At 66.4% G+C, this 25,631-nt stretch carries 22 protein-coding genes; 20 read left to right on the top strand and 2 right to left on the bottom strand.

The features are described from left to right. Positions 1-96 precede the first annotated feature (96 nt). Positions 97-1,635, top strand: a complete 1,539-nt coding sequence (istA, locus tag JO391_RS08340; protein WP_220660780.1) for an IS21 family transposase — start codon at positions 97-99, stop codon at positions 1,633-1,635. A 14-nt stretch (positions 1,636-1,649) separates the two neighbouring features. After that, positions 1,650-2,414 (top strand): IS21-like element helper ATPase IstB, encoded by a 765-nt coding sequence (istB, locus tag JO391_RS08335; RefSeq protein WP_220660781.1) that lies wholly within the window; start codon positions 1,650-1,652, stop codon positions 2,412-2,414. Here istB and JO391_RS08330 read toward each other — a convergent pair. Next, positions 2,340-3,209, bottom strand: a complete 870-nt coding sequence (locus tag JO391_RS08330) for a LysR family transcriptional regulator (protein ID WP_220664058.1) — start codon at positions 3,207-3,209, stop codon at positions 2,340-2,342. The genes istB and JO391_RS08330 overlap by 75 nt on opposite strands. Positions 3,210-3,303: 94 nt before the next feature. Here JO391_RS08330 and JO391_RS08325 point away from each other — a divergent pair, with 94 nt between their 5' ends. The 11 genes from JO391_RS08325 to JO391_RS08275 all read left to right on the top strand — a co-directional run bounded on the left by JO391_RS08325 (position 3,304) and on the right by JO391_RS08275 (position 15,395). Beyond that, positions 3,304-4,185 (top strand): aldo/keto reductase, encoded by an 882-nt coding sequence (locus JO391_RS08325; protein ID WP_220664056.1) that lies wholly within the window; start codon positions 3,304-3,306, stop codon positions 4,183-4,185. A 336-nt stretch (positions 4,186-4,521) separates the two neighbouring features. Continuing rightward, entirely contained in the window at positions 4,522-5,859 is a 1,338-nt protein-coding gene (gene proS / locus JO391_RS08320) for a proline--tRNA ligase (protein WP_220664054.1), read from the top strand. 266 nt (positions 5,860-6,125) lie between these two features. Beyond that, positions 6,126-6,788, top strand: coding sequence for a PAQR family membrane homeostasis protein TrhA (trhA, locus tag JO391_RS08315; RefSeq protein WP_220664052.1), 663 nt, complete (start codon positions 6,126-6,128; stop codon positions 6,786-6,788). 128 nt (positions 6,789-6,916) lie between these two features. Beyond that, a complete protein-coding gene (locus JO391_RS08310; protein ID WP_220664050.1) occupies positions 6,917-7,906 on the top strand; it encodes a potassium channel beta subunit family protein in 990 nt (329 codons plus the stop codon). A gap of 10 nt (positions 7,907-7,916) precedes the next feature. After that, complete coding sequence (locus JO391_RS08305) at positions 7,917-8,567, top strand: ThuA domain-containing protein (protein WP_220664049.1); 651 nt, start codon at positions 7,917-7,919, stop codon at positions 8,565-8,567. 91 nt (positions 8,568-8,658) lie between these two features. Further along, positions 8,659-9,798, top strand: coding sequence for a cytochrome-c peroxidase (locus tag JO391_RS08300; protein ID WP_220664048.1), 1,140 nt, complete (start codon positions 8,659-8,661; stop codon positions 9,796-9,798). Positions 9,799-10,093: 295 nt separating this feature from the next. Then, positions 10,094-11,116, top strand: coding sequence for a hypothetical protein (locus tag JO391_RS08295; RefSeq protein ID WP_220664047.1), 1,023 nt, complete (start codon positions 10,094-10,096; stop codon positions 11,114-11,116). Between the two features lie 113 nt (positions 11,117-11,229). Further along, the gene (locus tag JO391_RS08290) at positions 11,230-12,516 is read left to right on the top strand and encodes a lipoprotein-releasing ABC transporter permease subunit (RefSeq protein WP_220664046.1); all 1,287 of its coding nucleotides are present in this window, start codon (positions 11,230-11,232) and stop codon (positions 12,514-12,516) included. Continuing rightward, a complete protein-coding gene (locus JO391_RS08285) occupies positions 12,509-13,192 on the top strand; it encodes an ABC transporter ATP-binding protein (RefSeq protein WP_220664045.1) in 684 nt (227 codons plus the stop codon). Before JO391_RS08290 ends, JO391_RS08285 begins: the two co-directional genes overlap by 8 nt. 63 nt (positions 13,193-13,255) lie before the next feature. Further along, a complete protein-coding gene (locus JO391_RS08280) occupies positions 13,256-14,848 on the top strand; it encodes a calcium-binding protein (protein ID WP_220664043.1) in 1,593 nt (530 codons plus the stop codon). Between the two features lie 115 nt (positions 14,849-14,963). After that, positions 14,964-15,395, top strand: a complete 432-nt coding sequence (locus tag JO391_RS08275) for a c-type cytochrome (RefSeq protein WP_220664041.1) — start codon at positions 14,964-14,966, stop codon at positions 15,393-15,395. Positions 15,396-15,428: 33 nt separating this feature from the next. On the opposite strand, the gene JO391_RS08270 is transcribed toward JO391_RS08275, so the two are convergent. Further along, positions 15,429-16,373 (bottom strand): LysR substrate-binding domain-containing protein, encoded by a 945-nt coding sequence (locus JO391_RS08270; RefSeq protein ID WP_220664039.1) that lies wholly within the window; start codon positions 16,371-16,373, stop codon positions 15,429-15,431. 145 nt (positions 16,374-16,518) lie between these two features. Here JO391_RS08270 and chvE point away from each other — a divergent pair, with 145 nt between their 5' ends. From chvE to JO391_RS08235, 7 genes are all read left to right on the top strand, one after another. After that, positions 16,519-17,586 (top strand): multiple monosaccharide ABC transporter substrate-binding protein, encoded by a 1,068-nt coding sequence (gene chvE, locus JO391_RS08265; protein ID WP_220664037.1) that lies wholly within the window; start codon positions 16,519-16,521, stop codon positions 17,584-17,586. Between the two features lie 65 nt (positions 17,587-17,651). Continuing rightward, positions 17,652-19,196: a multiple monosaccharide ABC transporter ATP-binding protein gene (gene mmsA / locus JO391_RS08260; protein ID WP_220664035.1), complete on the top strand. Its 1,545-nt coding sequence runs from the start codon at positions 17,652-17,654 to the stop codon at positions 19,194-19,196. Next, positions 19,196-20,377, top strand: coding sequence for a multiple monosaccharide ABC transporter permease (gene mmsB, locus JO391_RS08255; protein ID WP_220664033.1), 1,182 nt, complete (start codon positions 19,196-19,198; stop codon positions 20,375-20,377). Before mmsA ends, mmsB begins: the two co-directional genes overlap by 1 nt. A 10-nt stretch (positions 20,378-20,387) precedes the next feature. Beyond that, complete coding sequence (gene araD1 / locus JO391_RS08250; protein ID WP_220664031.1) at positions 20,388-21,380, top strand: AraD1 family protein; 993 nt, start codon at positions 20,388-20,390, stop codon at positions 21,378-21,380. Between the two features lie 21 nt (positions 21,381-21,401). Then, positions 21,402-23,144: an L-arabinonate dehydratase gene (araD, locus tag JO391_RS08245; RefSeq protein WP_220664029.1), complete on the top strand. Its 1,743-nt coding sequence runs from the start codon at positions 21,402-21,404 to the stop codon at positions 23,142-23,144. Then, the gene (locus tag JO391_RS08240; protein ID WP_220664027.1) at positions 23,144-24,061 is read left to right on the top strand and encodes a Gfo/Idh/MocA family protein; all 918 of its coding nucleotides are present in this window, start codon (positions 23,144-23,146) and stop codon (positions 24,059-24,061) included. Before araD ends, JO391_RS08240 begins: the two co-directional genes overlap by 1 nt. Before the next feature lie 18 nt (positions 24,062-24,079). Next, positions 24,080-25,591: an aldehyde dehydrogenase (NADP(+)) gene (locus JO391_RS08235; protein ID WP_220664025.1), complete on the top strand. Its 1,512-nt coding sequence runs from the start codon at positions 24,080-24,082 to the stop codon at positions 25,589-25,591. The last annotated feature ends 40 nt before the right edge of the window (positions 25,592-25,631 follow it).

The following is a 25,631-nucleotide window of genomic DNA, read 5'->3' as shown; positions in this document are numbered from 1 at the left end:
CCACGGCATTGTGGGCATGTGTTCCACGCGAAGGTGGGCAGTTTTGACCGACAATCTGAAGCTACGGTGTCCCTGTGTTTGAAGGGGAGAGCCGAGATGCCAACGGGACGATTGTCGATGCGACGGATACGCGATGTTTTGAGGCTCCGACTGGGGCAGAAGCTAAGTGAGCGGCAGATTTCTGCGTCGCTTGGGTTGGGAAAGGGCACTGTAGGTTCGTACTTAAGTCGTGCGCGTGCAGCAGGCTTGAGTTGGCCTTTGCCCGACGGGCTTTCTGACGATGACCTTGAGTTGCTACTTTTTCCTGCGCCGCCTGCGGTCAGCGACCCGGAGCGTCCGGTTCCAGATTGGGTTGAGATTGACCGAGAGTTGCGCCGCCCTGGGGTCACCCGCGCCTTGCTCTGGGAGGAGTATCGGCAAGCCTACCCTCATGGCTTTGGATATGCTTGGTTCTGTGAACATTACGACGCTTGGAAGGGTCGTGTCCGCCCGACGATGCGGCAGACGCATGTTGGTGGTGAGAAAGTCTTTGTCGACTTTGCGGGCGACACGATTGATGTAATCGACCCGGTAACGGGCGAGGCCCGTGCGATGAAACTCTTTGTCGCCACGTTGGGTGCGTCCAACTACACCTATGCCGAGGCTGTCGGGTCCGAAGGCCTTGAAGACTGGATCCTTGCCCATGTCCGAATGTTCGCCTTCCTTGGCGGAGCGCCGCGTGCTGTTGTACCGGACAATCTGAAGTCGGCTGTTCTGAAGGCAGATCGCTACGATCCAGGATTGAACCGGACCTATGCGGAAATGGCCGCGCACTATGGGACGGCTGTATTACCTGCACGTCCCTACAAGCCCCGAGACAAAGCCAAAGTTGAAGTTGCAGTGCAGGTTGCACAGCGCTGGGTACTGGCTTGCTTGCGCAATCGCCGCTTCTTCTGCCTGCGCGATCTCAATGCTGCGATAAAACTGTTGGTTGATCGGCTCAACACGCGTGTCATGCGCGGCTACAGCGCCAGTCGAGCTGATCTTTTTGCGACCCTGGATCGACCCAACCTCCAGCCTCTACCATCTGAGCCCTACGAATTTGCGCTTTGGAAGAAGGCTCGTGTTGCGCCCGATTACCATGTTGAGGTGAATAGTTCTTGGTATTCTGTGCCCTTTGGTCTGATCCGCCAGGAAGTCGATATCAGAGTTTGTGGCGATGTGGTGGAGGTCTTCCATAAGGGTGTGCGCGTTGCCAGCCATCCGCGCTGCCTGGGTCGACGTAGCCATGTGACACTCGCGGAACATATGCCATCAGCCCATCGGCGGCATGCTGACTGGACGCCCGCGAGGATCCTCGCTCAGGCGGAAAAACTTGGGCCGTCCGTGGCGTCGTTTTGCGAAACCATCATGACCGACCGCCCCCACCCTGAGCAGGGCTTCAGAACCTGTCTGGGTATCTTGGCCTTGGCAAAGAGCTATGAGCCCGCACGCATCGATGCGGCCTGCCGACGGGGCTTGAGCATCCGCGCCCGATCTGTGGCTTCCATCAAATCCATCCTCAAAGCCCGCCTAGACCAAGCCTTCCTCGACGAAAACGCTGAAGAGGCGCCGCTGCAGCACGCCAACATCCGTGGCCAGAGCTACTATCACTAGAAGGAAACCAAAACTTGCTGAAACACCCAACGACAGAACGGCTAATCGCCCTCGGCCTGACAGGGATGGCCAATGCACTCGATGAGCAACGCCGTGCAGAGGCCACATTCGATGCTCTAGGCTTCGAGGATCGCCTTGGTTTGCTTGTCGACCGCGAAACGACGGAGCGCGACACCAAGCGTATGGCGACACGGCTGCGCTTTGCGGCATTGCGCCAGTCTGCCAGCGTCGAAGATTTGGACATGCGCACCCCGCGCGGAATTGATCGGGCGCTGATGGCGCACCTCATCGATGGCAGTTGGATCATGCGTCACGAAAATCTCTTGATCACGGGGCCGACGGGATTGGGGAAAAGTTGGATAGCTTGCGCTCTAGCCCACAAAGCTTGCCGAGACGGCCATATAGCTGCTTATCACCGCGTACCGCGCCTGTTCGAAACCTTGAGCATTGCCCGTGGTGATGGCCGCCACGCCAACCTCCTCAAGACACTTGCAAAGACCAAGCTGCTGATACTCGACGATTGGGGACTATCAGTTCTGACAATGTCTGAACGGCGGGATCTCCTCGAAATCCTCGAAGACAGACACGGACGTGGATCCACCATCGTGACCAGCCAACTCCCCGTCGAGCACTGGCATGAGGCCGTTGGTGACCCAACCCTTGCCGACGCCATCCTTGATCGCCTCGTACACAACGCACATCGCCTACCTCTCTCCGGTGAAAGCATGCGACGCAAAAAAGCACTGATGAAAATCCTTGACCCCACCGCTCAACACTGACTCCATCACGCTGTCGGCAAAACTGCCCGAGCGTCCGTGGAATCGATGCCCACGATGCCGTGGAACACGCGCCCAGCTTCGCGTGGAACAGCTGCCCAACTCCCGTGGAATACGCACCGTATTGAAAATCCACGGTCCATCGACCCGCACGCGTAACTTTTCCCCGCTCCGCTCGAACTCCCACGCATAAAGGTCGCCGCGCGTCCCCAGACGCAGGTTGATGCAGGATTGTTCGGTCAGGTCCTGTGGCCGCAAGGGGATGGGTCGTTCCGCGAAGTAGCGGGGCGCACCCACCGCAATCAGGCGGCTGTCCGGGCCGATGCGCACGGCGACCATGTCCTTTTCAACGCTGTCGCCCAGTCGCACGCCCGCATCAAAGTTCCGGGCGGCGATATCTGTGAAGCTGTGGTCGATGAACAGCTCCACGGTGATTTGCGGGAAGTCCTTCATCAAGCCGCGCAGCTTCGGCCACAGCACCCGGTAGGCTGCCTGTTCCGAACAGGTGATGCGGACCAGTCCTGACGGCCGCAGGCCAAGGTCGGTCAGCGCCGCAAGCTCTGCAGAGATCTCCTCAAGTCGGGGGGCCGCCCTGTCCAGCAGACGCAGGCCGGCCTCGGTGAGCGAGACGCTGCGGGTGGTGCGCGTCAGAAGCCGGACACCGATCCGGTCTTCCAGATCGCGGATCGTCCTGCTGACGGAAGACGGCGCAAGACCCAGCCGCGCAGCCGCGTTCGTGAAGCTCAGATCGCGCGCAACCTCGATGAAGATCTGCAAGGCGGTCAGGTCGGGGCGCATTATTGCTCCGTGCGCAATGGCTCATGCGGATTATGCCGGATTATCGCCAGTATCCGAAAGCGCTAGATTGCGCGGCACAGAACAGGAGTGCTGCATGCCCATCCCCACCATCGCCCTGAACAACGGTGTCATCATGCCGGGCCTCGGCTTTGGCGTCTTCCAGACGCCTCCGGCCGAAACAGCGGCCGCCGTGGTCGAGGCGCTGCGGCAAGGCTATCGCCTGATCGACACGGCCGCGTCCTATGGCAACGAGCGCGACGTCGGCGCAGCTCTCCGGGCATCCGGCCTGCCTCGGCACGAGATTTTCGTCGAGACGAAAATCTGGATCAACGACTACGGCTACGACGAAACCCTGCACGGCTTCGACAAGAGTGCGGGCAAGTTGGGGGTCGACCAGATCGACCTGCTGTTATTGCATCAGCCCCTGACGGCGGATTTCGGGCGCACCCTCGCCGCCTATCGTGCCCTTCAGGTGCTTCTCGGGCAGGGCAGGGTGCGGGCGATCGGCGTCAGCAACTTCATGCCCGCCGATCTGGAGCGCCTGCTTCAGGCGGTTCAGGTGGTCCCGGCGGTCAACCAGATCGAAGTCCACCCCTATTTCCAGCAACGGGAGTTGCAGGCGATGCACGCCCGTCATGGCATCCGCACCCAGGCCTGGTCGCCCATCGGCGGCATCACCTTCTATCGTGGCAGTTCGAAGAGCACGCTTGAGGATCCGACAATCCTGTCCATTGCGCAGGCGCACGGAAAGACCGCAGCGCAGGTGATGCTGCGCTGGCACCTGCAAGAGGGGCGTGCCGTGATCCCCAAGTCGGTCAAGCCCTCGCGCATTGCCGAGAACGCCGCTATCCTCGACTTTGACCTCACTGCGGCTGAGGTGGCCGGCATCGACGCGCTCGAGACGGGCCAGCGTGGCGGACCCGATCCCGCACTGGTAACCTTGGAAAACTTCAGCCGGATCATCCCCGAGGCGTGACGGCAAACCCGCAGGGTGCGACCGGTTGCCTTCCCGCAAGCATCTTCTTGCCCTCTCGTGATTGTCCTTCATGCGCCCGCGTGGGGTCGTGTTCTGGTTTCCTTTCGGGCATGATTGGATTGACGAAGGGACAGAACCAATCAACGCGTCGTCCCATCCCCCCTCGGACAATTCTTAAGTCCAAGTTAACACGCCCTCATAACCCCTTGAAATCCCTGGACCCGACCAGGCGTCCGAGCTCGGACGCCCTTGCGGCCCCCTCCACGCCCGGTCTTGCGGGACGGGGGCCTCTGGCCTAAACCCCTCGGGACCGTGATCCCCAAGGGTGAAGCCCCCATGCGCCTGTCCCGCTACTTCCTGCCCGTCCTCAAGGAAAACCCCGCCGAGGCCCAGATCGTCAGCCACCGCTACATGCTGCGGGCCGGCATGATCAAGCAGCAGGCGGCGGGCATCTATTCCTGGCTGCCCCTGGGCTTCCGGGTCCTGCGGCGGATCGAGGAGATCGTCCACCAGGAACAGATCCGGGCCGGCCACATCCCCCTGCTGATGCCCACCCTGCAGCCCGCCGATCTGTGGCGGGAGTCGGGCCGGTATGACGATTACGGCCAGGAAATGCTACGCATCAAGGACCGGCAGGGGCGGGAGATGCTGTACGGCCCCACCAACGAGGAGATGATCACCGACATCTTCCGGAGCCACGTGTCCAGCTACAAGGACCTGCCCCTGACCCTCTACCACATCCAGTGGAAGTTCCGCGACGAGATGCGGCCCCGGTTCGGGGTCATGCGCGGCCGCGAGTTCCTGATGAAGGACGGCTACAACTTCGACGTGGACCGGGCCTCGGCGCTCCACGCCTACAACCGCCACATGGTCAGCTACCTGCGGACCTACGAGCGGATGGGCCTGACCGCCATCCCGATGCGGGCCGCTTCCGGCCCGATCGGCGGGGACAACACCCACGAGTTCCTGGTGCTGGCCTCGACCGGCGAGAGCGAGGTGTTCTACGACGACCGGGTGACCGGGCTGAAGCTGGGTGCCCGCGAGATCGACTACGACGACCGCGCCCAGGTGGCCAAGGTCTGCGAAGAGTTCACCGCCCTTTACGCCCGCACCGACGAGACCCATGATCCGGCGGTGTTCGAGGCGGTTCCGGAGGCGCACCGCAAGGTGGGTCGCGGGATCGAGGTGGGGCAGATCTTCTACTTCGGGACCAAGTACTCGGCCTCGATGGGGGCAGAGGTGACCACGGCCGAGGGCACGAAGGTTCCGGTCGAGATGGGGTCGCACGGGATCGGGGTCAGCCGCCTTCTGGGGGCGATCATCGAGGCGAGCCATGACGACAAGGGGATCATTTGGCCCGAGGGGGTGACGCCCTTCCCGGTGGGGATCGTGAACCTGAAGCAGGGCGACGGGGCGGCGGATGCGGCTTGCGAGGGGCTCTACAAGGCGCTGAAGGCCCGGGGGCTGGAGGCCCTCTACGACGACCGGGACGAGCGGGCGGGGGCGAAGTTCGCCACCATGGACCTGATCGGGCTGCCCTGGCGGATCACCGTGGGTCCGCGCGGGCTGGCGGCGGGCAAGGTGGAACTGACCTCGCGCCGGACCGGGGAGAGCGAGGAGATGTCGCCCGAGGCGGCGGTGGACCGGATCGCCTCGATCTATGCGGGCCGCTGACGAGCGTCCGAGCTCGGACGCTTTGCGGATCACAATGAATTCAATAACTTACACCACGGACTTCACCTTTTGTTAAGATGTGCGCGGGCCTTGGGGCCCGCGTATCCATTTCGCTTGACCGCCGCGCCGGCCCTTTCCGGTGCGACGGTGTTGCCTTGTGCGGGGTGGTCCGATTGCCGCGACGCTACGTCTCTCAGGACAAGTTGACTTGACCGTGGGGCGGGGTCGGTCATGCTTTTTCAACGAATTTCCCAAAGGCTGACGCCATGACCCTGCCCGAAAACCATCATCGACTGAGCAAGCGCGAGCTTTCCCTGCATGAATTGCTGGCGGACGGCATCGTTCACGCGCTGGCGCTTTTGGCGGGCGTCATCGCCTTTCCGGTGCTGCTGGTCCATGCGCTGCAGACCTCGGGCATCGGCACTTTTGCGGCCCTGACGGTCTATGCCGCCGGGTTCTTCCTGATGTGGGGCTTTTCGCTGGCCTACAACATGACGCCGCCTTCGATGCTGAAATGGCTGCTGCGGCGGTTCGACCATTCGATGATCTATGTGATGATCGCGGGCACCTACACGGCGGTGATCCCGCATCTGGAAAGCCAGGGCTGGGCCTGGGCCTTGGGCATCGTGGTCTGGTCTGGCGCGGCGCTTGGCATCCTGGTGAAAGTGGTGCTGCCCGGGCGCTATGACCGGCTGTCAATCCTGGCCTATATCCTTTTGGGGTGGGTGGGGGTGATTGCCATCGGCCCGGTCTCGGCTGCGCTGCCGGCGATGTCGCTGTGGCTCTTGGCGGCCGGAGGCCTGACCTATGTGGCGGGCGTGGGCTTCTATGTCTGGGAGCGGCTGCGGTTTCAGAACGCGATCTGGCACATGTTCGTGGCGGTGGCCGCCGGGCTGCATTTTGCGGCGGTGGCGGTCGCGGTGGCCTGAGGGCAAACGGGCGGGGCAGGTCCAATGCATCCGGGGCATTGCCGCAAACCGGGTTTGATCAGGCCGGGCTCTCTGGCCATTCCCCAAGGCGCGCACTAGGTTTGCGCAAACATCTTGGGAGGAATCCGATGGAGTATCGTCGTCTGGGCAAGACCGGGCTTAAGGTCAGCGAGTTTTCCTTTGGCTCCTGGGTGACCTTCGCCAAGCAGGTGGATGTGCAGCCCGCCAAGGAGATCATGGCGGCGGCCTATGATGCCGGCGTGAATTTCTTCGACAACGCAGAGGGTTACGAGCGCGGCGGATCCGAAAAGGTGATGGGCCAGGCGATCCGCGAACTGGGCTGGACGCGCGACAGCTATGTCGTGTCGTCCAAGGTGTTCTGGGGCGGCGACAAGCCCACTCAGCGCGGGCTGTCGGCCAAGCATGTGACGGATGCCTGCCACGCGGCGCTGAAGCGGCTGCAGGTGGAGTATCTGGACCTGTTCTTCTGCCATCGGCCCGACATCGACACGCCGATCGAAGAGACGGTGCGGGCGATGGACAACCTGATCCGCCAGGGCAAGGTGATCTATTGGGGCACCTCTGAATGGTCGGCGCAGCAGATCACCGAGGCGCATGTGGCGGCGGCGAAATGGGGCCTGACCCCGCCGGTCATGGAACAGCCGCAGTACAACATCTTCGAGCGGGCCAAGGTCGAGGGCGACTACGCACCGCTGTATGACACGTTCGGGCTGGGCACGACGATCTGGTCGCCGCTGGCCTCGGGCCTGTTGACTGGCAAGTACAACGACGGCGTGCCGCAGGATGCCCGCGCGGCGCTGCCCGGTTACGAATGGCTGCGCGACATCATCACCGGCGAGCAGGGACGGGCGCGGATCGAGAAGGTGAAGAAGCTGGCGAAGGTCGCCGACGAGGCGGGCCTGCCCATTCACCATATGGCGCTGCTGTGGTGCCTGAAGAACCCACGGGTTTCCACGGTGATCCTGGGGGCCTCGAAGCTGAGCCAGCTGACGGACAACCTGAAGGCGCTGGAGGCCAAGGCGAAGTTGACGCCTGACGTGATGGCGGCAATCGAGGCCATCGCGGCCAACAAGCCGGCCGAGCCGCAGCGGTTCTGAGGGGGATGACATGCGCGCACTGGTGACCTGGGGCGGATGGGACGGGCACGAGCCCGACAAGGTGGGCGCTCTGTTCGCGGGCTGGCTGCGCGAGGCGGGGGCGGAGGTCACTCTGACCGACACGCTGTCCTGTCTTGACGAGGCGGCCGAGGTGGCGGGCTACGACCTGATCGTGCCGGTCTGGACCATGTCGAAGATCGGCAAGGAACAGGCTCTGAACGTCTGCGCCGCCGTGGCGGCAGGGACGGGCATCGCCGGCTGTCATGGCGGCATGTGCGACGCCTTCCGCGAGAATGTGGACTGGCAGTTCCTGACCGGCAGCCAATGGGTGGCCCATCCCGGCAATGACGGGGTGGCCTACCGGGTGCGGATCGTGTCGGATGATGCGCTGGTCGCGGGGATCGGCGATTTCGACGTGACGTCCGAGCAGTACTATCTGCATGTCGATCCGGCGGTGAAGGTGCTGGCGGTGACGGATTTCCCGGTGGCGCCCGGCCCGCACTCAGTGAACGGGCCGGTCGCCATGCCGGTGGCCTATGTGAAGGGCTATGGGCAAGGTCGGGTCTACTACAATGCGCTTGGCCACCAGGCGAATGTGATCGACCACGGGGCTCCGGCCGAGATGCTGAAGCGCGGTCTGTTCTGGGCTGCGCGGAGATGACGCGGGCGGTTTCCGATTGATTTTGTCGGAAATCGGGGGCTTTGTCGGCGCGTCATGAAGCCGGGGTAAGGGACCCGGCAAAGGAAGTGCCATGAAGCGACTTGTGCTGTCTTTCCTGCTCTGCGGGCTGGCCCTGCCCCTGGGGGCTGACGAGGGAGCCTATGGCTCGCCCGAGGCCTGGGGCGAGGCGTTGTTCTTCGACGTGAACCTGTCCAAGAACCGCACGCAGGCCTGTGCCACCTGCCACCAGCCGGATTCCGGGTTCGTGGACAAGCGCGAGACGGCGGCGGGGCAGGCGGTTTCCCTGGGGGACGACGGGGTGAGCCTGGGCGACCGCAATGCGCCGACGGCGGCCTATGCGGCCCTGGCACCGGCCTTTGGCAAGGGGCCGGACGGCCAGTGGCGGGGCGGGCTGTTCCACGACGGGCGGGCGGCGACGCTGGCCGACCAGGCGGGCGGGCCGCCGGTGAACCCGGCCGAGATGGGGATGCCCGACCAGGCGGCCGTGGTGGCGCGGCTGTGGGAGGACCCGCGCTATGCGGCGACGCTGGAGGCGGCGGGGATCGCGCCGGGCGATGTGGCGGCGGCCTATGGGGCGATGACGGGGGCGATTGCGGCCTATGAGGCGGGGCCGGCGTTCTCGACCTTCGATTCGAAATACGACCGGTGGCTGCGGGGCGAGGTGGAACTGACCCGGCAGGAGGATCTGGGTCGGGTGCTGTTCTTCTCGAACCAGTTCACCAACTGCCGGCAGTGTCACCAGTTGCGGGACGATCCGATGGCGGGGGACGAGACCTTCACCAACTATTCCTTCCACAACATCGGGGTGCCGGTGAATGGGGCGGTGCGGGCGGTGAACGGGGCGGCGGGGCCGGATCTGGGGCTGGCGCAGAACCCCGCGGTGGCGGGCGATCCGGCGCAGGCGGGGAAGTTCAAGGTGCCCACCCTGCGGAACGTGGCGGTCACGGGGCCCTACATGCATAACGGGGTGTTCGCGGACTTGCGGACGGTGATCCTGTTCTATGACCAGTACAACTCGAAGGCACCGGGGCGGAAGGTGAACCCGGAGACGGGGCTGCCCTGGGGGGCGCCGGAGGTGCCGGAAAACCTGTCGCTGACCGAGCTGGAGAGCGGGCCGGCGTTGAAGGAGGCGCGGGTGGATGCGCTGGTCGCCTTCCTGAAGACCCTGACGGATGCCCGGTATGAGCCGCTCCTGGAGGCGGGGCAATAGGGCGTCCGAGCTCGGACGCCCGGGTCGTTCCAGCAAAATCAATGGATTGCGAGGGCATATTAACTTGGACTTAACGCTTTCGACCGTGACCAGACCGCGGGCGGGGATGGTGCAAGGCGGATTTCTGTGGAAACGGTGCACGCGCCCTGCATGAGCCCCGGACGAGAACCAGGGGCCTGGTGCAGGGAAAGCTGGCCGGGATGCCGGACAGAGCCGCCGTAGGTTTGGCCACGAGGGGCGAGACGGGCGGCGGCTGCCTTGGCCTTCGGGCCCGCCGGGAATGGGAGCGTTGCGAGTGGCGGTTGTTCTGTCTTTGGTGCTGCTGTGGCTGGTGATCGTTTACCTGCCCTTCCTGATGCCTGGCTGGCGGGCCTTGCTTGGCCTCTGCGTTGCCCTTGGGCTGTTTCACCTTGGGGTTCGGCTGGGCGTTGCGGGCTGGACTGCGGCCGAGGTGCCGGCGCCGCTGGTGGCGACGGGAAACTTCTGGCTGGACCTCTGTGTATGGGCGCTGCCTGTCACGATCCTTGCGCGGGCGGCGGGCCTGGCGGCGAAGTCCTGGGGGGTGAAGGGCAGGTGGCTGGGGGCCGTCACCCTGGCGGGGCTGCTTGCGCTGCCGGCGTTCTGGGCGGGGCAGGGCGCGATGACCCTATGGAGCCGCCGCCCGGCCCCGGCGGCCTGCACCGCGAGACCGATCCCGATTCTTCTGTCTGGCATCGCGGGCGCGGTGCCATGGAGTGAGGCGATCATGCTGTATCTTGGCCCAGACATCCGCCGGGAGGGCCGATATCCCCTGTTGCCGCGGCATGGCCGCGCCATCTGCCGCGAGACGTCTGGCGGACGGGACGGGCTTCGGATCACCGCTCTGTCCGTCCGTGCGGCGGCCTTCCAGCGGGAGCGCTGCGGGGCGGCGCGTCTGCCGGACGGAGAGGGCAGTCTCTGCGCGCTGCTTCGGGACGCCGGGGCGGAGATTGTGCCGGAGAAAATGGTGTTCTTCGAGCCGGGAGGCATTCGCCCCGGCGATTTCGGCATTCCAGCCGCTCCGACGAGCGCTGGCACGGCTACGGGGACGGGAGAGCGATTGGTCGTGGTGCCGGATACCGGGCTGGGCGAAATCTCGGCGACCTGCCGCCTTGCGCCCGCGGCGGATGGACGGCTGTACTGCAGGATGCGACGCAAGATTGTCGAGGGGCTGGACCTGTTCTGGGAGATCGGCGCTCTGCCGGAAGACCTTTCGGTGGTGCTGACCGGGGCCGATGCGCTGGCCCGCGAGACCTGTGCGACCGTCTTTGACGTGCCGGGATGCCGGGCAGCGCCCTGAGCCCCTGCGCCAGGCCCGGCCGGGTGGGGGCGATCCGCCGCCGGGAGGGGCCTTGGCTTGACCTTCCCCCGGCCTCGCCCCATGGTCCGCGCGCCCTTTGACCGGAGCCCGCCTTGGCCAATCGCACCGCCCCTTTCGCGCCCTTCGAATGGATGATCGCCTGGCGTTACCTGCGGGCCCGGCGCGCCGAGGGGGGCGTGAGCGTGATGACCTGGATCAGCCTGATCGGCATCACGCTGGCGGTCTTTGCGCTGATCGCCACCTTGTCGGTGCGGGCGGGATTCCGGGCCGAGTTCGTGGACACGATCCTGGGATCGAACGCCCATGTCAGCGTCTATCCGGCGCAGGGGGTGGACGAGGAGGGGCGGCCTGTCCGGGGCTTCACTGATTATGCCGAGCGGGCGGCCGCGCTGGAGCGGGTGCCGGGGGTGATTCAAGTGTCGCCGGTGGTGCGCGGGCAGGTCATGGCCTCGGCCAATGGCGTGGCGCGGGGGGCGGATGTCTATGGCATTTCGCCCGAGGGGCTGCGCGCCACGCGGCGCGTGGGCGAGGGGGCGGATGCCTATGGCGAGCTGGACCGGTTTCCCCAAGGCATCGCCATCGGCTCGGGCCTGGCGCGCGACCTGGGCGTCACTGTGGGCGACAGGCTGCGGCTGATTTCGCCTGACGGGATGAAGACGGCCTTTGGCACCAGTCCGAGGGTCAATGCCTATGAGGTGGTCTGGATCTTTACCGCCGGCCGCTATGACATCGACCAGACGCGGGTCTACATGCCGCTGGTCGAAGCGCAGAGCTATTTCAACCGCGAGGGGCTGGCCGACGAGATCGAGGTGATGGTCGCCGATCCCGACCATATCGAGCAGTATCAGGACGCTTTGCTGGGCGCCGCGGGGCAGGGGGCGCTTTTGTGGACCTGGCAGCAATCGAGCGGGTCGTTCCTGAAGGCGCTGACCATCGAGGACAACGTGATGTTCGTGATCCTGTCGGTGCTGGTGCTGATTGCCACGATGAACATCGTTTCTGGCCTGATCATGCTGGTGAAGAACAAGGGCCGTGACATCGGCATCCTGCGCACGATGGGGCTGACGGAAGGTTCGGTCCTGCGGGTGTTCTTCATCTGCGGCGCCTTTACCGGGATCATCGGCACGGCGATGGGCGTGGCGCTGGGCTGCCTGTTCGCGATCTATGTGGACCCGATCTTTTCCTTTGTGAACTACGTCTCGGGCGGCGGGGTCTGGGACCCGTCGATCCGCGGCATCTATGCGCTGCCGGCGAAGTTGCAGGCTGGCGACGTGATGTCGGCGGTGGTGCTGTCGCTGGGGCTTTCCTTCGTGGTGACGATCTTTCCGGCGCGGCGGGCGGCGCGGATGAACCCGGTGGAGGCGTTGCGCTATGAGTGAGCCGGTGCTGGAGCTTTCGGGGATCGAGAAGGTGTTCAAGCGCGGCCGTCCCGGCGAGGTGGCGGTGCTGCGCGGGGCCTCGCTGCGCATTGCGCGGGGCGAGGTGGTGGCGCTGGTGGCGCCGTCGGGGGCGGGCAAATCCACGCTGTTGCACATCGCGGGGCTTCTGGACACGCCGGATGCGGGCGTGGTGCGGCTGTCGGGCCGCGAGATGGGCGGCCTGAGCGACCGGGCACGGACCGAGGCGCGGCGGGGCGAGGTGGGGTTCGTCTATCAGTTCCACCATCTGCTGCCGGAGTTTTCGGCCGAGGAGAATGTGGTGCTGCCGCAGCTGGCCAATGGCCAGGGCCGGGCCGCCGCGGCGGCGCGGGCGCGCGAGCTTCTGGCCCGCGTGGGTGTTTCCGGGCGGGCGGATCACCGGCCGGCGGCGCTTTCGGGCGGCGAGCAGCAGCGCGTGGCCTTCTGCCGGGCGCTGGCAAATGCGCCGAAGCTTCTGCTGGCGGACGAGCCGACGGGGAACCTGGACCCTGCGACATCGGACCAGGTGTTCCGGGTGCTGATGGCGCTGGTGCGCGAGACCGGGCTTTCGGCCCTGATCGCCACGCACAACATGGAGCTGGCCGCGCGCATGGACCGGATGTTGCGGCTGGATCAGGGGCGGATCACCGGCGGCTGACCGCTGGGCGGTTAACGCGCTGTTAAGCTTGTTGGGTCAGGACTTCCTCAACCGGAGGACGAAATGGCCCGACTGACCTATACCCAAGTTGCGGGGCAATCCTGGATTGCCGACCAGTTGAAGGACGGAGGGACTCCGATCGCCGCCACGGCGATCGAACTGGCCTACCTTTCGGTTTCGGGCACGCAGGTTGTGATGAGCGGGACTGATTTCCGCTATGACGAGCTGGGGCAGGTGATCGACGGGACGGTGTCGCGGGTGCGGGTGCTGTCGGCCTTGGGCGACGAGCTGTTCCGCATCGACTGTTCGGCCTCGCTCGCCACTCTGGTGCGGCTGGCCTTCGGGTCGGCGGGCAGCGGCAGCGGGGACGGCGGCGCGGTGCTGCGCCACCTGTTGCGCGGCAACGACCTGGTGATCGGGTCTGGCGGCGATGACACGCTGTGGGGCGGGGTCGGGGCGGGAACCGGCGACGACACGGTGCGCGGCGGCACGGGAAACGACCTGATCCGCGGCGATGCCGGGTCGGACGTGCTGGGAGGCGGCGCGGGGCTGGACCGGCTGGATTACCAGTCGAGCTATACCGATGGCATGGCCTACCGGGGCATCGTGCTGAACGTGGCGGCGGGCACGGTGACGGATTGCTGGGGCGGGCTGGACAGGATTTCCGGGTTCGAATCCTATGGCGATTCCGCCTTTGGCGACAGCCTGACCGGATCGGATGCGGGCGAGACCTTTGCGCTGGGCGCCGGGCGCGACGTGCTGGCGGGGGGGCTGGGCGTGGACTGGCTGGATTATGGCGAGGCGCTGTCGCTCGGCGGGCGGCGCGGCATCCTGGCCGATCTGGCGGCGCAGAAGGTCGTGGATCCCTTCGGCTTTGCCGACCAGGTGATCGGGGTCGAGGGGCTTGGCGGCACGGCTCTGGCCGATGTGATGCGGGGCGATGCGGCCGACAATTCCTTTGACGGGCGGCAGGGTGTGGACAGTTTCGATGGCCGCGAGGGGCGCGACCGGCTGGGGTTCTGGGGGGTCGAGGGGCTGGGCGGCCACGGCGTGCAGATCGACATGACGGCTGCCGGCGCGCAGGTGCTGGACGACGGGTTCGGCAATGCCGAGCGAGTCACCTCGATCGAGTCCTTCACCTTGTCCGGGCTGGGTGACAGCTTTGTCGGCCTGGACGGGGTGGACGATGTGGCGGGCGGGGGCGGAAACGACCTGTTGTCCGGCGGGGCGGGAGATGACGCGCTGGCCGGTGATGGCGGTGCGGACACGATCCTGGGCGGCGCGGGGCGCGACTGGATCGAGGGCGGCGCTGGGCATGATGAGCTGACGGGGGGCGATGGCGCCGATTCCTTCGTGTTCCGCCGGCAGCTGTCGGCCGATGCCGACACGATCCACGGCTTTGTCTCGGGCGAGGACCGCATCTGGCTGGCGGCGGGCTGGATCGGCCTGCCGATGACCGGAATCGCGGCGCGCCATGTGCTGAGCGGCGATGGCGTGGTGGAGGCGACGACCGCGGTGCAGCGGCTTTTGTACGATACCGGGACCGGGATCCTGCGCTACGACCGGGACGGGATGGGCACGGCCGAGGCCGAGGTGGTGGCGGTGCTGTCGGGGCAGGAGGCGCTGACCTGGCGGGATTTCGCGATCCTGACCTGAGGGGCGTGGCGCGCAGGACGCGGCGCGGGGGACGTGGCGGCCCGCCTCGGGATCGCGATTGCGCCAGGGCACCAGCCATGGTGGAGTGGCCAAAACACCGTAAGGGGGGCCCTTCATGAAACCTGTTCGTCCGCTTGCCGTCCTGGCACCGGCTTGCGCCGTGCTGGCTTTGGCGGCCTGCCTGCCGTTCGCGCCGAAGGAGCCGCCGATGCCCACGGGGCAGCAGGATTACGAAGCGGTCTGCGCCACCTGCCACGGTCCCACGGGCCTTGGCGACGGGCCTTCGGCAGCGGGTCTGCCGGTGAAGCCCGCGAACCTGACGCTGCTGGCGAAGAACAATGGCGGAGTGTTCCCGACCACGGCCGTGATGGCGCAGATCTGGGGCTATTCGGGCGGGGGCAAGAACGGATCGGTCATGCCGAGTTTCGCGCCGCTGCTGGATGGCGCGCAGATGGTGCTCTACGACGGCGGCGACGGCATCCCGACGCCCACGCCTGTGCGGCTGGTGAACGTGGCGGAATACATCAAGACATTGCAGGTGAAGTGAGGCGGGCCAAACGGGATGGGCGGATTGCCTGTCCTAGGCGCGGATCCGATCCATCATCAGCCGGGCCAGCAGGGCGGCGGCGGGGGTGAGTTCGCTGCCTGCGCGGGTAACGAGGCCGTAAGCGGGGACGACCACGCCAAGGTCGAGCGGAACCACGCCATAGGGCGCGTCGGGGGTGCCGGCGAACTGGTCGGCGACGGCCTGGGCGAGGGGCGCGATGGCGTTGGTCTGCTGCACGAGGGCGAGGGTCAGCAGGAACGACGCGGTGGAGAGCCGTTGCGGCGGGTCGGGCAGGCCGAGGTCTGCGAGGCGGGCGCGCACGGCGGCGGCCAGGGGGCTGTCGGCACCGGGCAGGACCCAGTCGAAGGCCAGGAGGTCGCGCGGCCGGACGGGCGCGCCGGACAGAAGCCGGTGGCCACGCCGGACGATGAGCGAGACCGGCTCGTCGCGGATGAGCCGGATGTCGAGCAGGCGGCGGTCGGCTCCGGTCGGCAGGCGGCCCAGGACGAAATCGAGATCGCCCGCCAGAAGCTGGCGGCAGAGCGTGTCGGAGGGGGCGACCGTGACCTCGGCCGTCAGCGCGGGATGTGAAAGGCGCGCGGTGCGCAGGGCGGGAAGCACGATTTCCAGCGCGGGCGCGGTGACGGCGCCGATGCGGACATGGCCGGCGCCGCCCTGTGCGAGTTCCTCGATCTCGCGCGCGGTCTCGGCCAGTTCGATCTGCACCTTGCGCGCGCGCCGGGCCAGTGCCTCGCCCGCCGGGGTCAGCGCGATGCCGCGGCCGCTGCGCTGGTGAACGGCATGGCCGAGGATCTGTTCCAGTTCCGCCAGAAGCCGGGAAGCGGCCGGCTGGGTTGTGCCAAGCCGGGCGGCGGCCAGGCCAAGCTGCGCGGTGTCGGCCAGGGCGGCAATCAGGCGCAGATGGGCGAGTTTCAGCCCGCGGCGCTGGAGAACATCCTCGGTCTGCGGCTGTGGCATATCATTTCCGGTATGTTTGTATCGCGTATCCTTATTTGACGGATATGATCCGACTCTGCAACTTCCGCCGGCGGTTCGGCAGTCCGGGGGGACGCCGTGGCCGGTGAACCCGCCGCCAAATGGGCGGCACGAGGGAGGATACGGAATGCAAGTTACCAAGCGCGCCCTTCTGGCGCTGACTGCGGCTGCGACCCTGCTGGGTGCGCCGGTCTTTGCGCAGGACAAGGGCACCGTCGGGATCTCGATGCCCACGAAATCCTCGTCGCGCTGGATTTCGGACGGCAATTCGATGGTCGAGCAGTTCCAGGCCGCGGGCTATGCCGCCGACCTGCAATATGCCGAAGACGATATTCCGACCCAGCTGGCCCAGGTCGAGAACATGATCTCGAAGGGCGTGAACGTCCTGGTCATCGCCGCCATCGACGGCACCACGCTGTCGAACGCCCTGGCGAACGCCCAGGCTTCGGGGATCAAGGTCATCGCCTATGACCGCCTGATCCGTGACTCGGGCGACGTGGACTATTACACCACCTTCGACAACTTCAAGGTTGGCGTTCTGCAGGCCAATGCGCTGGTGTCGTGCCTGAAGGCGAACTTCCCGGATGCGAAGCCGTGGAACGTGGAACTGTTCGGCGGCTCGCCCGACGACAACAACGCCTTCTTCTTCTACGATGGCGCCATGTCGGTTCTTCAGCCGATGATCGATGCGGGCGAGATCGCCGTGCCGTCGGGCCAGATGGGCATGGACAAGGTCGGCACGCTGCGCTGGGACGGCGCGGTGGCCCAGGCCCGCATGGACAACCTTCTGTCGGCCAACTACGGCGACAAGGTGCTGAACGGCGCGCTGTCGCCCTATGACGGGCTGTCGATCGGCATCCTGTCCTCGGTCAAGGGCGTGGGCTATGGCTCGGGCGACCTGAAGATGCCCTGCGTCACCGGCCAGGACGCGGAAATTCCTTCGGTCAAGTCGATCATGGCGGGCGAGCAGAACTCGACCGTGTTCAAGGACACCCGGACCCTGGCCGGCGTGACCGTGAAGATGGTGGACGCGATCCTGTCGGGCGGCGAGCCCGAGATCAACGACACCTCGACCTACAACAACGGCGTCAAGGTCGTGCCGTCCTACCTGCTGGAGCCGGTGGCCGTGGACATCACGAACTACAAGGATGTCCTGATCGGTTCGGGCTACTACACCGAAGACCAGCTGAAGTAAGCTGATCTTCCGGGCGCCTGCCGCAAGCTCCCTGCGGCGGGCGCCCTTTGCCTTTGGGGGGATCCATGGCTGCACTTCTGGAGATGCGGGGGATCGGCAAGACCTTCCCCGGCGTGCGCGCGCTCGACCGCGTGGACCTGACGGTCGAAAAGGGCGAGATTCATGCCATCTGCGGCGAAAACGGCGCGGGCAAATCCACGCTGATGAAGGTGCTTTCGGGCATCTACCCGCATGGCAGCTATGAGGGCGAGATCCATTTCGATGGCCAGGTCTTGCAGAACCGCGGAATCGCGGACAGCGAGACCAAGGGCATCATCATCATTCACCAGGAGCTGGCGCTGGTGCCGCTTCTGTCGATTGCCGAGAACCTGTTTCTGGGCAACGAGGTCGCCTCGGGCGGGGTGATCGACTGGCGCGAGGCGTTCCGGCGCACCGGCGAATTGCTGAAGAAGGTCGGGCTGGACGAAGCGCCCTCGACCAAGGTCGAGAAGCTGGGCGTCGGCAAGCAGCAACTGCTGGAAATCGCCAAGGCGCTGGCCAAGGACGTGCGGCTTCTGATCCTGGACGAGCCGACCGCGGCCCTGCAGGAAAACGACAGCCAGCATCTGCTGGACCTGCTTCTGGAGCTGAAGTCGCAGGGCATCACCTCGATCCTGATCAGCCACAAGCTGAACGAGATCGGGCGGGTGGCCGACCGGATCACCATCATCCGCGACGGGTCCACCGTTTCGACGTTGAACCGCGACGAGATCACCGAGGACCGCATCATCCGCGACATGGTGGGCCGCGACATGGCGCACCGCTACCCCGAGCGCGAGCCGAAGCTGGGCGAGGTGCTGATGGAAGTGAAGGGCTGGAACGCCTGGCACCCCGACCAGCAGGACCGCCAGATGATCCGCGACGTGTCGTTCACGGTGCGCAAGGGCGAGATCGTGGGGATTGCCGGGCTGATGGGCACCGGGCGGACGGAACTGGCCATGTCGATTTTCGGCCGCAGCTACGGGCGCAACATCAGCGGCGAGGTGAAGATCGGCGGGAAAGCCGTTGATACCTCGACGGTTTCCAAGGCGATCGACGCGGGGCTGTCCTATGTGACCGAGGACCGCAAGGTTCTGGGCCTGGTGCTGGAAGAGCCCATCGTGCGCAACGTGACGCTGGCCAATCTGGTGGGCGTGTCGGCGCGCGGCGTGCTGGACAAGCGGCGCGAGACGCAGGTGGCCGAGGGCTACCGCAAGTCGCTGGGCATCCGCACGCCGGGGGTGCAGCAGAAGGTGGTGAACCTGTCGGGCGGCAACCAGCAGAAGGTGGTGCTGTCGAAGTGGCTGTTCACCGATCCGCAGGTGCTGATCCTGGACGAGCCGACGCGCGGCATCGACGTGGGCGCGAAGTTCGAGATCTACACGATCATGAACGAGCTGGCGGCGCAGGGCCGGGGGGTGGTGGTGATCTCGTCCGAGATGCCCGAACTTCTGGGCATGTGCGACCGCATCTATGTGATGAACGAAGGCCGGATCGTGGATGAGCTGAGCCGGGCCGAGGCGAGCCAGGAGCGGATCATGGCGGCGATCATCCGGGACAACATGAAGAAATCGGAAGGGAAGGTGGCGTGATGGCAGGAGAGCGGGACCTTCGGGCGCATCTTGGCGGGCATCTGCGCGACAACGGGATGCTGGTGGCGCTGGTCGCCATCGTGGTGTTCTTCAGCGTGATCCTGCAGATGCAGCCGCAGCCGATCAACTTCCTGACGCCGCAGAACATCACCAACATCTTCCTGCAGAACGGGCATGTGATCATCCTGGCCCTGGGGATGCTTCTGGTGATCGTCTCGGGCCATATCGACCTGTCGGTCGGGTCGGTCGCGGCCTTCACCGGCGCGGTGGCGGCCTGGCTTACGGTGAAGGTGGGCCTGCCGTTCTGGCTGGTGATCCCGATCACCCTGGCCGTGGGCGGGCTGATCGGCGCGATGCAGGGCTATTGGGTGGCCTATTGGCGCATCCCGTCCTTCATCGTGACGCTGGCCGGCATGATGGTGTTCCGGGGCGCCACGATGTGGCTTCTGGGCGGGCAGAACATCGGGCCCTTCCCCAAGGGGTTCCAGGCCATGGCCAACGGATTCATCCCCGACCTGACCGGAATGGGCCGCCCGCATGGCATGACGCTGATCGTGGTGGCGCTGGCGATCCTGGCGGTGGTCTGGATCGGGATGCGGGCCCGCGCGCGCGATGCCGAATTCGGGGTGGAGCTGGAGCCCGCGGGCCTGTTCGTGGGCCGCACCGTGGTGCTGGCCGCCGCCATCGGCTTTGTCGGCTGGCAGCTGGCGAGCTTCCGCGGTCTGCCGAACGTGATGGTGATCCTGGTCGTTCTGACGGTGCTGTACGCCTTCTTCACGGAAAACACCGTGATGGGCCGGCGCATCTATGCGCTTGGCGGCAACGAGAAGGCGGCCAAGCTTTCAGGCATCCGCACCGACCGGCTGGTGTTCTTCTGCTTCGTCAACATGGGCGTGCTGGCGGCGCTGGCGGGCATGATCGTGACGGCGCGACTGAACTCTGCCACGCCAAAGGCGGGTGTGGGCTTCGAGCTGGACGCCATCGCCTCGGTCTTCATCGGCGGCGCGTCGATGACGGGCGGGTCGGGCAAGATCGTGGGCGTCGTGATCGGTGCGCTGATCATGGGCGTGATGAACATGGGCATGTCCATCCTGGGCATCGGCATCGACTATCAGCAGGTGATCAAGGGGCTGGTGCTTCTGGTTGCCGTCATCTTCGACGTCTACAACAAGAGCAAGTGAGGCACCCGCCATGCTGATTTCGCAGATTTCCCGGCCCGGCGGCGGCATAGCCGTGGTGGTGCGCGACGGGTCCGAGGCGGCGGTCGTGAAGGATGCCGCGTCGACCTATGCCCTGGCACAGGAGGCCATCGCCACGGGCCGGAGCCTTGCTGCGGTGGTGGCGGCTCATGGGCTGGGCGAGCCGGTGGACCTGGCGCGGATGGCCGAGGAGGGGCGGCTTCTGCTGCCCGTGACCCATCCTGATCCCGCGCACATGCACATGACAGGCACCGGGCTGACCCATCTGGGCAGCGCCGCCACGCGGGATGCGATGCATGCCAAGCTGGAAGGCGCCGAGGTGCTGACCGACAGCATGAAGATGTTCCGCATGGGGCTGGAGGGCGGGCGCCCCGCGAAGGGCCAGGTCGGCGTGCAGCCGGAGTGGTTCTACAAGGGCAACGGCCATATCGCCGTGGCGCCGGGCAAGCCGCTGACCTCGCCCGCCTTTGCGGGTGATGGCGGGGAAGAGCCCGAGATTGCCGGGGTCTACCTGATCGGGCCGGACGGGCGGCCGCACCGGCTGGGCTGGGCCTTGGGCAACGAGTTTTCGGACCATGTGACCGAACGGATCAACTATCTGTTCCTGGCCCATTCCAAGCTGCGCGAGACGAGTTTCGGCCCCGAGCTTCTGGTGGGCGAGCTGCCGGCCGATGTGCGCGGCACGAGCCGCATCCGGCGCGGCGGGCGGGTGATCTGGGAGAAGCCCTTCCTGTCGGGCGAGGCGAACATGTCGCACACCTTCGCCAACCTGGAGCATCACCACTTCAAGTATGACCTGTTCCGCCAGCCGGGCGACCTGCATGTGCATATGTTCGGCACCGCGACGCTGAGCTTTGCCGATGGCATCCGCGCCGAGCCGGGCGATGTGTTCGAGATCGAGGCGGCGCCCTTCGGCCTGGCCTTGCGCAACCCACTGGCCCAGGCCCCGGCAGAACCTGGCGCCGTGACCGTAGAAGCCCTGTGATCCAGACCCTGTGAGGACAGCATGACCTTCAAGCCCGCCCCGTGGCCCCGCCGCTTGCGCAGCCAGGAATGGTTCGCCGGCACCTCGAAGGACGCGATCTATCACCGCGCCTGGATGAAGAACCAGGGCTTCCCGCCCGACCTGTTCGACGGGCGCCCGGTGATCGGCATCCTCAACACCTTCAGCGAGCTGAACCCCTGCAACGCCCATCTGAACGATCTGGCGCAGCGGGTGAAGCATGGCATCTACGAGGCGGGCGGCTTCCCGGTGGAAGTGCCGGTTTTCTCGGTGTCTGAATCCGGGTTCCGCCCCACGGCGATGATGTTCCGCAACCTTGCCGCCATGGCGGTGGAGGAAACCATCCGCGGACAGCAGATGGACGGGGTGGTGCTGCTGGTCGGCTGCGACAAGACCACGCCTTCGCTGCTGATGGGCGCGGCCTCCTGCGACCTGCCGGCGATCTGCGTCACCGGCGGGCCGATGCTGAACGGCTATTTCAAGGGCGAACGGGTGGGGTCGGGCACCCACCTGTGGAAGTTCAGCGAGGCGGTGAAGGCGGGCGAGATGACGGCGGCCGAGTTCGTGGAGGCCGAGGCGTCGATGAGCCGCTCGCCCGGCTCGTGCAACACGATGGGCACGGCTTCGACCATGGCCAGCATGGCCGAGGCGCTTGGCATGGCGCTTTCGGGCAATGCGGCGATACCGGCGGTGGATTCGCGGCGCCGGGTCATGGCGCAGCTGACCGGCCGGCGCATCGTGCAGATGGTGAAGGATGATCTGAAGCCGTCGGACGTTCTGACGCGCGCGGCCTTCCAGAACGCGATCCGCACCAATGCGGCGATCGGCGGGTCCACCAATGCGGTGATCCACCTGCTGGCACTGGCGGGCCGGGTGGGGATCGACCTGACGCTGAACGACTGGGACGAATGGGGCCGCGACGTGCCGACCATCGTCAACCTGATGCCGTCGGGCAAATACCTGATGGAAGAGTTCTTTTATGCCGGCGGCCTGCCCGTGGTGATCAAGCGCCTGGGCGAGGCGGGCCTCTTGAACAAGGATGCGCTGACGGTTTCGGGCCAGACCATGTGGGAGCAAGTCAAGGACGTGCAGAACCACAACGAGGACGTGATCCTGCCGGCGGAAAAGGCGCTGACCCAATCGGGCGGCGTGGTGGTGGTGAAGGGCAACCTTGCCCCCAACGGTGCGGTGCTGAAGCCGTCGGCGGCGACGCCTGCGCTGATGGTGCATCGCGGCCGGGCGGTCGTGTTCGAGGACATCGACGATTACAAGGCGCGGATCGAGGACGAGGCGCTGGATATCGATGAGACTTGCGTGATGGTGCTGAAGAACTGCGGTCCGAAGGGCTATCCCGGCATGGCCGAGGTGGGGAACATGGGCCTGCCGCCCAAGGTGCTGCGCAAGGGCATCACCGACATGGTGCGCATCTCTGACGCGCGCATGTCGGGCACGGCCTATGGAACGGTGGTGCTGCACACCTCGCCCGAGGCGGCGGCAGGCGGGCCGCTGGCGGTGGTGCGGTCGGGCGACATGATCGAGCTGGACGTGCCAAACCGGCGGCTGCACCTGGACATTTCCGACGAGGAACTGGCGGCGCGGCTGGCGGCCTGGAAGCCGGCGGTGGAGCCGCCGGGCGGGGGCTATGCGAAGCTGTACCACGACCATGTGGAGCAGGCGCATGTCGGCGCGGACCTTGATTTCCTGAAGGGTTGCCGCGGCAATGCCGTGGCGCGGGAGAGCCACTGATGACGCGCAAGATCGCGCTGGTCGGCATCGGCAAGATCGCCCTGGACCAGCATGTGCCTGCGCTGGCCGCCGACCCGGACTGGGAACTGGCGGCCACGGTCAGCCGGCATGGGCGCGTCGAGGGCGTGGAAGCCTTCACCGATTTCGCCACCTTCCTTGAGGCGCGGCCCGATGTGGGCGTGGTCTCGCTGTGCCTGCCGCCGCAGCCGCGCTATCCCTACGCCGAGGCGGCGTTGCGGGCCGGCCGGCACCTGATGCTGGAAAAGCCGCCGGGCCAGACACTGGCCGAGGTGCATGCGTTGCAGGCGCTGGCGGCGGCGCAGGGCGTGACGCTCTATGCCACCTGGCACAGCCGGATGGCCGAGGCGGTGGCGCCGGCGAAGGCCTGGCTTGCCGACAAGGTGGTGAAGCGCGCGCATATCACCTGGCGCGAGGACGTGCGGAAATGGCATCCGGGCCAGGACTGGGTGTTCGAGCCTGGCGGGATGGGCGTGTTCGACCCCGGCATCAACGCGCTGTCGGTTCTGACAGAGATCCTGCCGATGCCGGTGCACCTGACCGCGGCCACGCTGACCTTCCCGGAAAACCGGCAGACGCCGATCGCGGCCGACCTGACCTTTTCGGGCGGGGTGACGGCGGATTTCGACTGGCGACAGGAGGGGCCGCAGACCTGGAACATCGAGGTGGACACCGATGCCGGGCCGATGGCGCTGCGCCTGGGCGGCAACCGGCTGGAAATCGGCGGGGCCGAGGTCGTGGGCGAGGATACCATCATGGGCGAATACCCGAAGCTCTACCGGCGCATGACCGAGCTGGTTGACTCTGGCGCCTCGGAGGTCGATCTCTCCCCCATGGTCCATGTGGCCGATGCCCTCACGCTGGGGCGGCGGCTGGTGACGGACCCGTTCCGTTTCTAGACAAGAAAGGGCAGCCCGATGCTGACCGGCAAGCACCTGATCGCGGGCGAATGGCTCGACGGTCCTTCGACCTTCCGTTCCTCGCCCGCCCATGGCGAGGCGCATGACTTCGCCGTGGGCACGCCCGCGCTGGTGGATCGCGCCTGTGTGGCGGCGGAAGCGGCCTTCCCGGCCTATGCCGCCACCACCCGCGAGGCGCGGGCGGCGTTCCTGAATGCCATCGCCGATGCCATCGAGGCGCGGGGCGCCGAGATCACCGAGATCGGCACCCAGGAAACCGGACTGCCGGTGGCGCGGCTGGAGGGCGAGCGGGGGCGGACGACCGGGCAGCTGAGGCTGTTCGCGGCGCATATCCTGAAGGACGGCTGGCTGGACCTGCGCCACGACCCGGCGCTGCCGGACCGCAAGCCGCTGCCGCGCGCCGATATCCGCATGATGCAGCAGGCCATCGGCCCTGTGGCGGTGTTCGGTGCGTCGAACTTCCCGCTGGCCTTCTCGGTGGCGGGGGGCGACACGGCTTCGGCCCTGGCGGCGGGTTGCCCTGTGGTGGTGAAGGGCCATTCGGCGCATCCCGGCACAGGCGAGATCGTGGCCCAGGCCATCGAAACCGCCATCGAAGCCACGGGCATGCCCAAGGGCGTGTTCAGCCTGGTGCAGGGCGGCAAGCGCGACGTGGGCGAGGCGCTAGTGCAGCACCCGGCCATCCAGGCGGTGGGCTTCACCGGCTCGCTTGGCGGCGGGCGGGCGCTGTTCGATCTGTGCGCGCGGCGGCGGAACCCGATCCCGTTCTTCGGCGAGCTGGGATCGGTCAACCCGATGTTCCTGATGCCCCATGCGCTGGCCGCGCGGGGGGCCGAGATCGCGAAGGGCTGGGCCGGGTCGCTGACCATGGGCGCGGGCCAGTTCTGCACCAATCCCGGCATTGCCGTGGTGATCGACGGACCGGAGGCAGAGGCCTTCGTCGCCGCCGCGAAAGAGGCGGTGGGGCAGGTGGGCGCGCAGACCATGCTGACCGATGGCATCGCGGAAGCCTACCGCGCGGGCCGCGACCGCATTGCCAGCGGCACGGGTGTGCAGGCGGTGCTGACCACGATGTGCGACCTGCGGCAGGCCACACCCTATCTGTTCGAGGTGTCGGGCGACGACTGGCTGGCCAACCATGCGCTTGGCGAAGAGGTCTTCGGGCCGCTTGGCCTGATCGTCCGGGTAAAGGACCTAGGCCAGATGATGCAGATGGCCAATGCGCTGGAGGGCCAGTTGACCTGCACCCTGCATGTGGACCCGGAAGACTACGTGGTGGCGGCGCCGCTGGTGCCTGTGCTTTCGCGCAAGGCGGGGCGGGTGCTGGCCAACGGCTTCCCGACCGGCGTGGAAGTGGTGGACTCGCAGGTGCATGGCGGGCCTTATCCGGCCTCGACGAATTTCGGCGCCACTTCGGTGGGAACGCTGTCGATCCGTCGCTGGCTGCGGCCCGTGGCCTGGCAGAACATGCCCGAGGCACTTCTGCCGGAGCCGCTGCGCGGGGTTTGATCCCGTTCCGCCTGGCATGAATCGGCGGGGGGCTGGCCCC

The organism is Neotabrizicola shimadae (genome assembly GCF_019623905.1).
GTDB lineage: Bacteria > Pseudomonadota > Alphaproteobacteria > Rhodobacterales > Rhodobacteraceae > Neotabrizicola > Neotabrizicola shimadae.
The sequence above is the reverse complement of the archived record's forward strand: the minus strand, read 5'-3'. Positions and strand labels throughout refer to the sequence as shown.

Coding starts and splice junctions, on each gene's coding strand:
- istA (WP_220660780.1), top strand. CDS start 97: ATGCCAACGGGACGATTGTCGATGCGACGGATACGCGATGTTTTGAGG.
- JO391_RS08330 (WP_220664058.1), bottom strand. CDS start 3,209: ATGCGCCCCGACCTGACCGCCTTGCAGATCTTCATCGAGGTTGCGCGC.
- JO391_RS08325 (WP_220664056.1), top strand. CDS start 3,304: ATGCCCATCCCCACCATCGCCCTGAACAACGGTGTCATCATGCCGGGC.
- proS (WP_220664054.1), top strand. CDS start 4,522: ATGCGCCTGTCCCGCTACTTCCTGCCCGTCCTCAAGGAAAACCCCGCC.
- trhA (WP_220664052.1), top strand. CDS start 6,126: ATGACCCTGCCCGAAAACCATCATCGACTGAGCAAGCGCGAGCTTTCC.
- JO391_RS08310 (WP_220664050.1), top strand. CDS start 6,917: ATGGAGTATCGTCGTCTGGGCAAGACCGGGCTTAAGGTCAGCGAGTTT.
- JO391_RS08305 (WP_220664049.1), top strand. CDS start 7,917: ATGCGCGCACTGGTGACCTGGGGCGGATGGGACGGGCACGAGCCCGAC.
- JO391_RS08300 (WP_220664048.1), top strand. CDS start 8,659: ATGAAGCGACTTGTGCTGTCTTTCCTGCTCTGCGGGCTGGCCCTGCCC.
- JO391_RS08285 (WP_220664045.1), top strand. CDS start 12,509: ATGAGTGAGCCGGTGCTGGAGCTTTCGGGGATCGAGAAGGTGTTCAAG.
- JO391_RS08280 (WP_220664043.1), top strand. CDS start 13,256: ATGGCCCGACTGACCTATACCCAAGTTGCGGGGCAATCCTGGATTGCC.
- JO391_RS08275 (WP_220664041.1), top strand. CDS start 14,964: ATGAAACCTGTTCGTCCGCTTGCCGTCCTGGCACCGGCTTGCGCCGTG.
- JO391_RS08270 (WP_220664039.1), bottom strand. CDS start 16,373: ATGCCACAGCCGCAGACCGAGGATGTTCTCCAGCGCCGCGGGCTGAAA.
- chvE (WP_220664037.1), top strand. CDS start 16,519: ATGCAAGTTACCAAGCGCGCCCTTCTGGCGCTGACTGCGGCTGCGACC.
- mmsA (WP_220664035.1), top strand. CDS start 17,652: ATGGCTGCACTTCTGGAGATGCGGGGGATCGGCAAGACCTTCCCCGGC.
- mmsB (WP_220664033.1), top strand. CDS start 19,196: ATGGCAGGAGAGCGGGACCTTCGGGCGCATCTTGGCGGGCATCTGCGC.
- araD1 (WP_220664031.1), top strand. CDS start 20,388: ATGCTGATTTCGCAGATTTCCCGGCCCGGCGGCGGCATAGCCGTGGTG.
- araD (WP_220664029.1), top strand. CDS start 21,402: ATGACCTTCAAGCCCGCCCCGTGGCCCCGCCGCTTGCGCAGCCAGGAA.
- JO391_RS08240 (WP_220664027.1), top strand. CDS start 23,144: ATGACGCGCAAGATCGCGCTGGTCGGCATCGGCAAGATCGCCCTGGAC.
- JO391_RS08235 (WP_220664025.1), top strand. CDS start 24,080: ATGCTGACCGGCAAGCACCTGATCGCGGGCGAATGGCTCGACGGTCCT.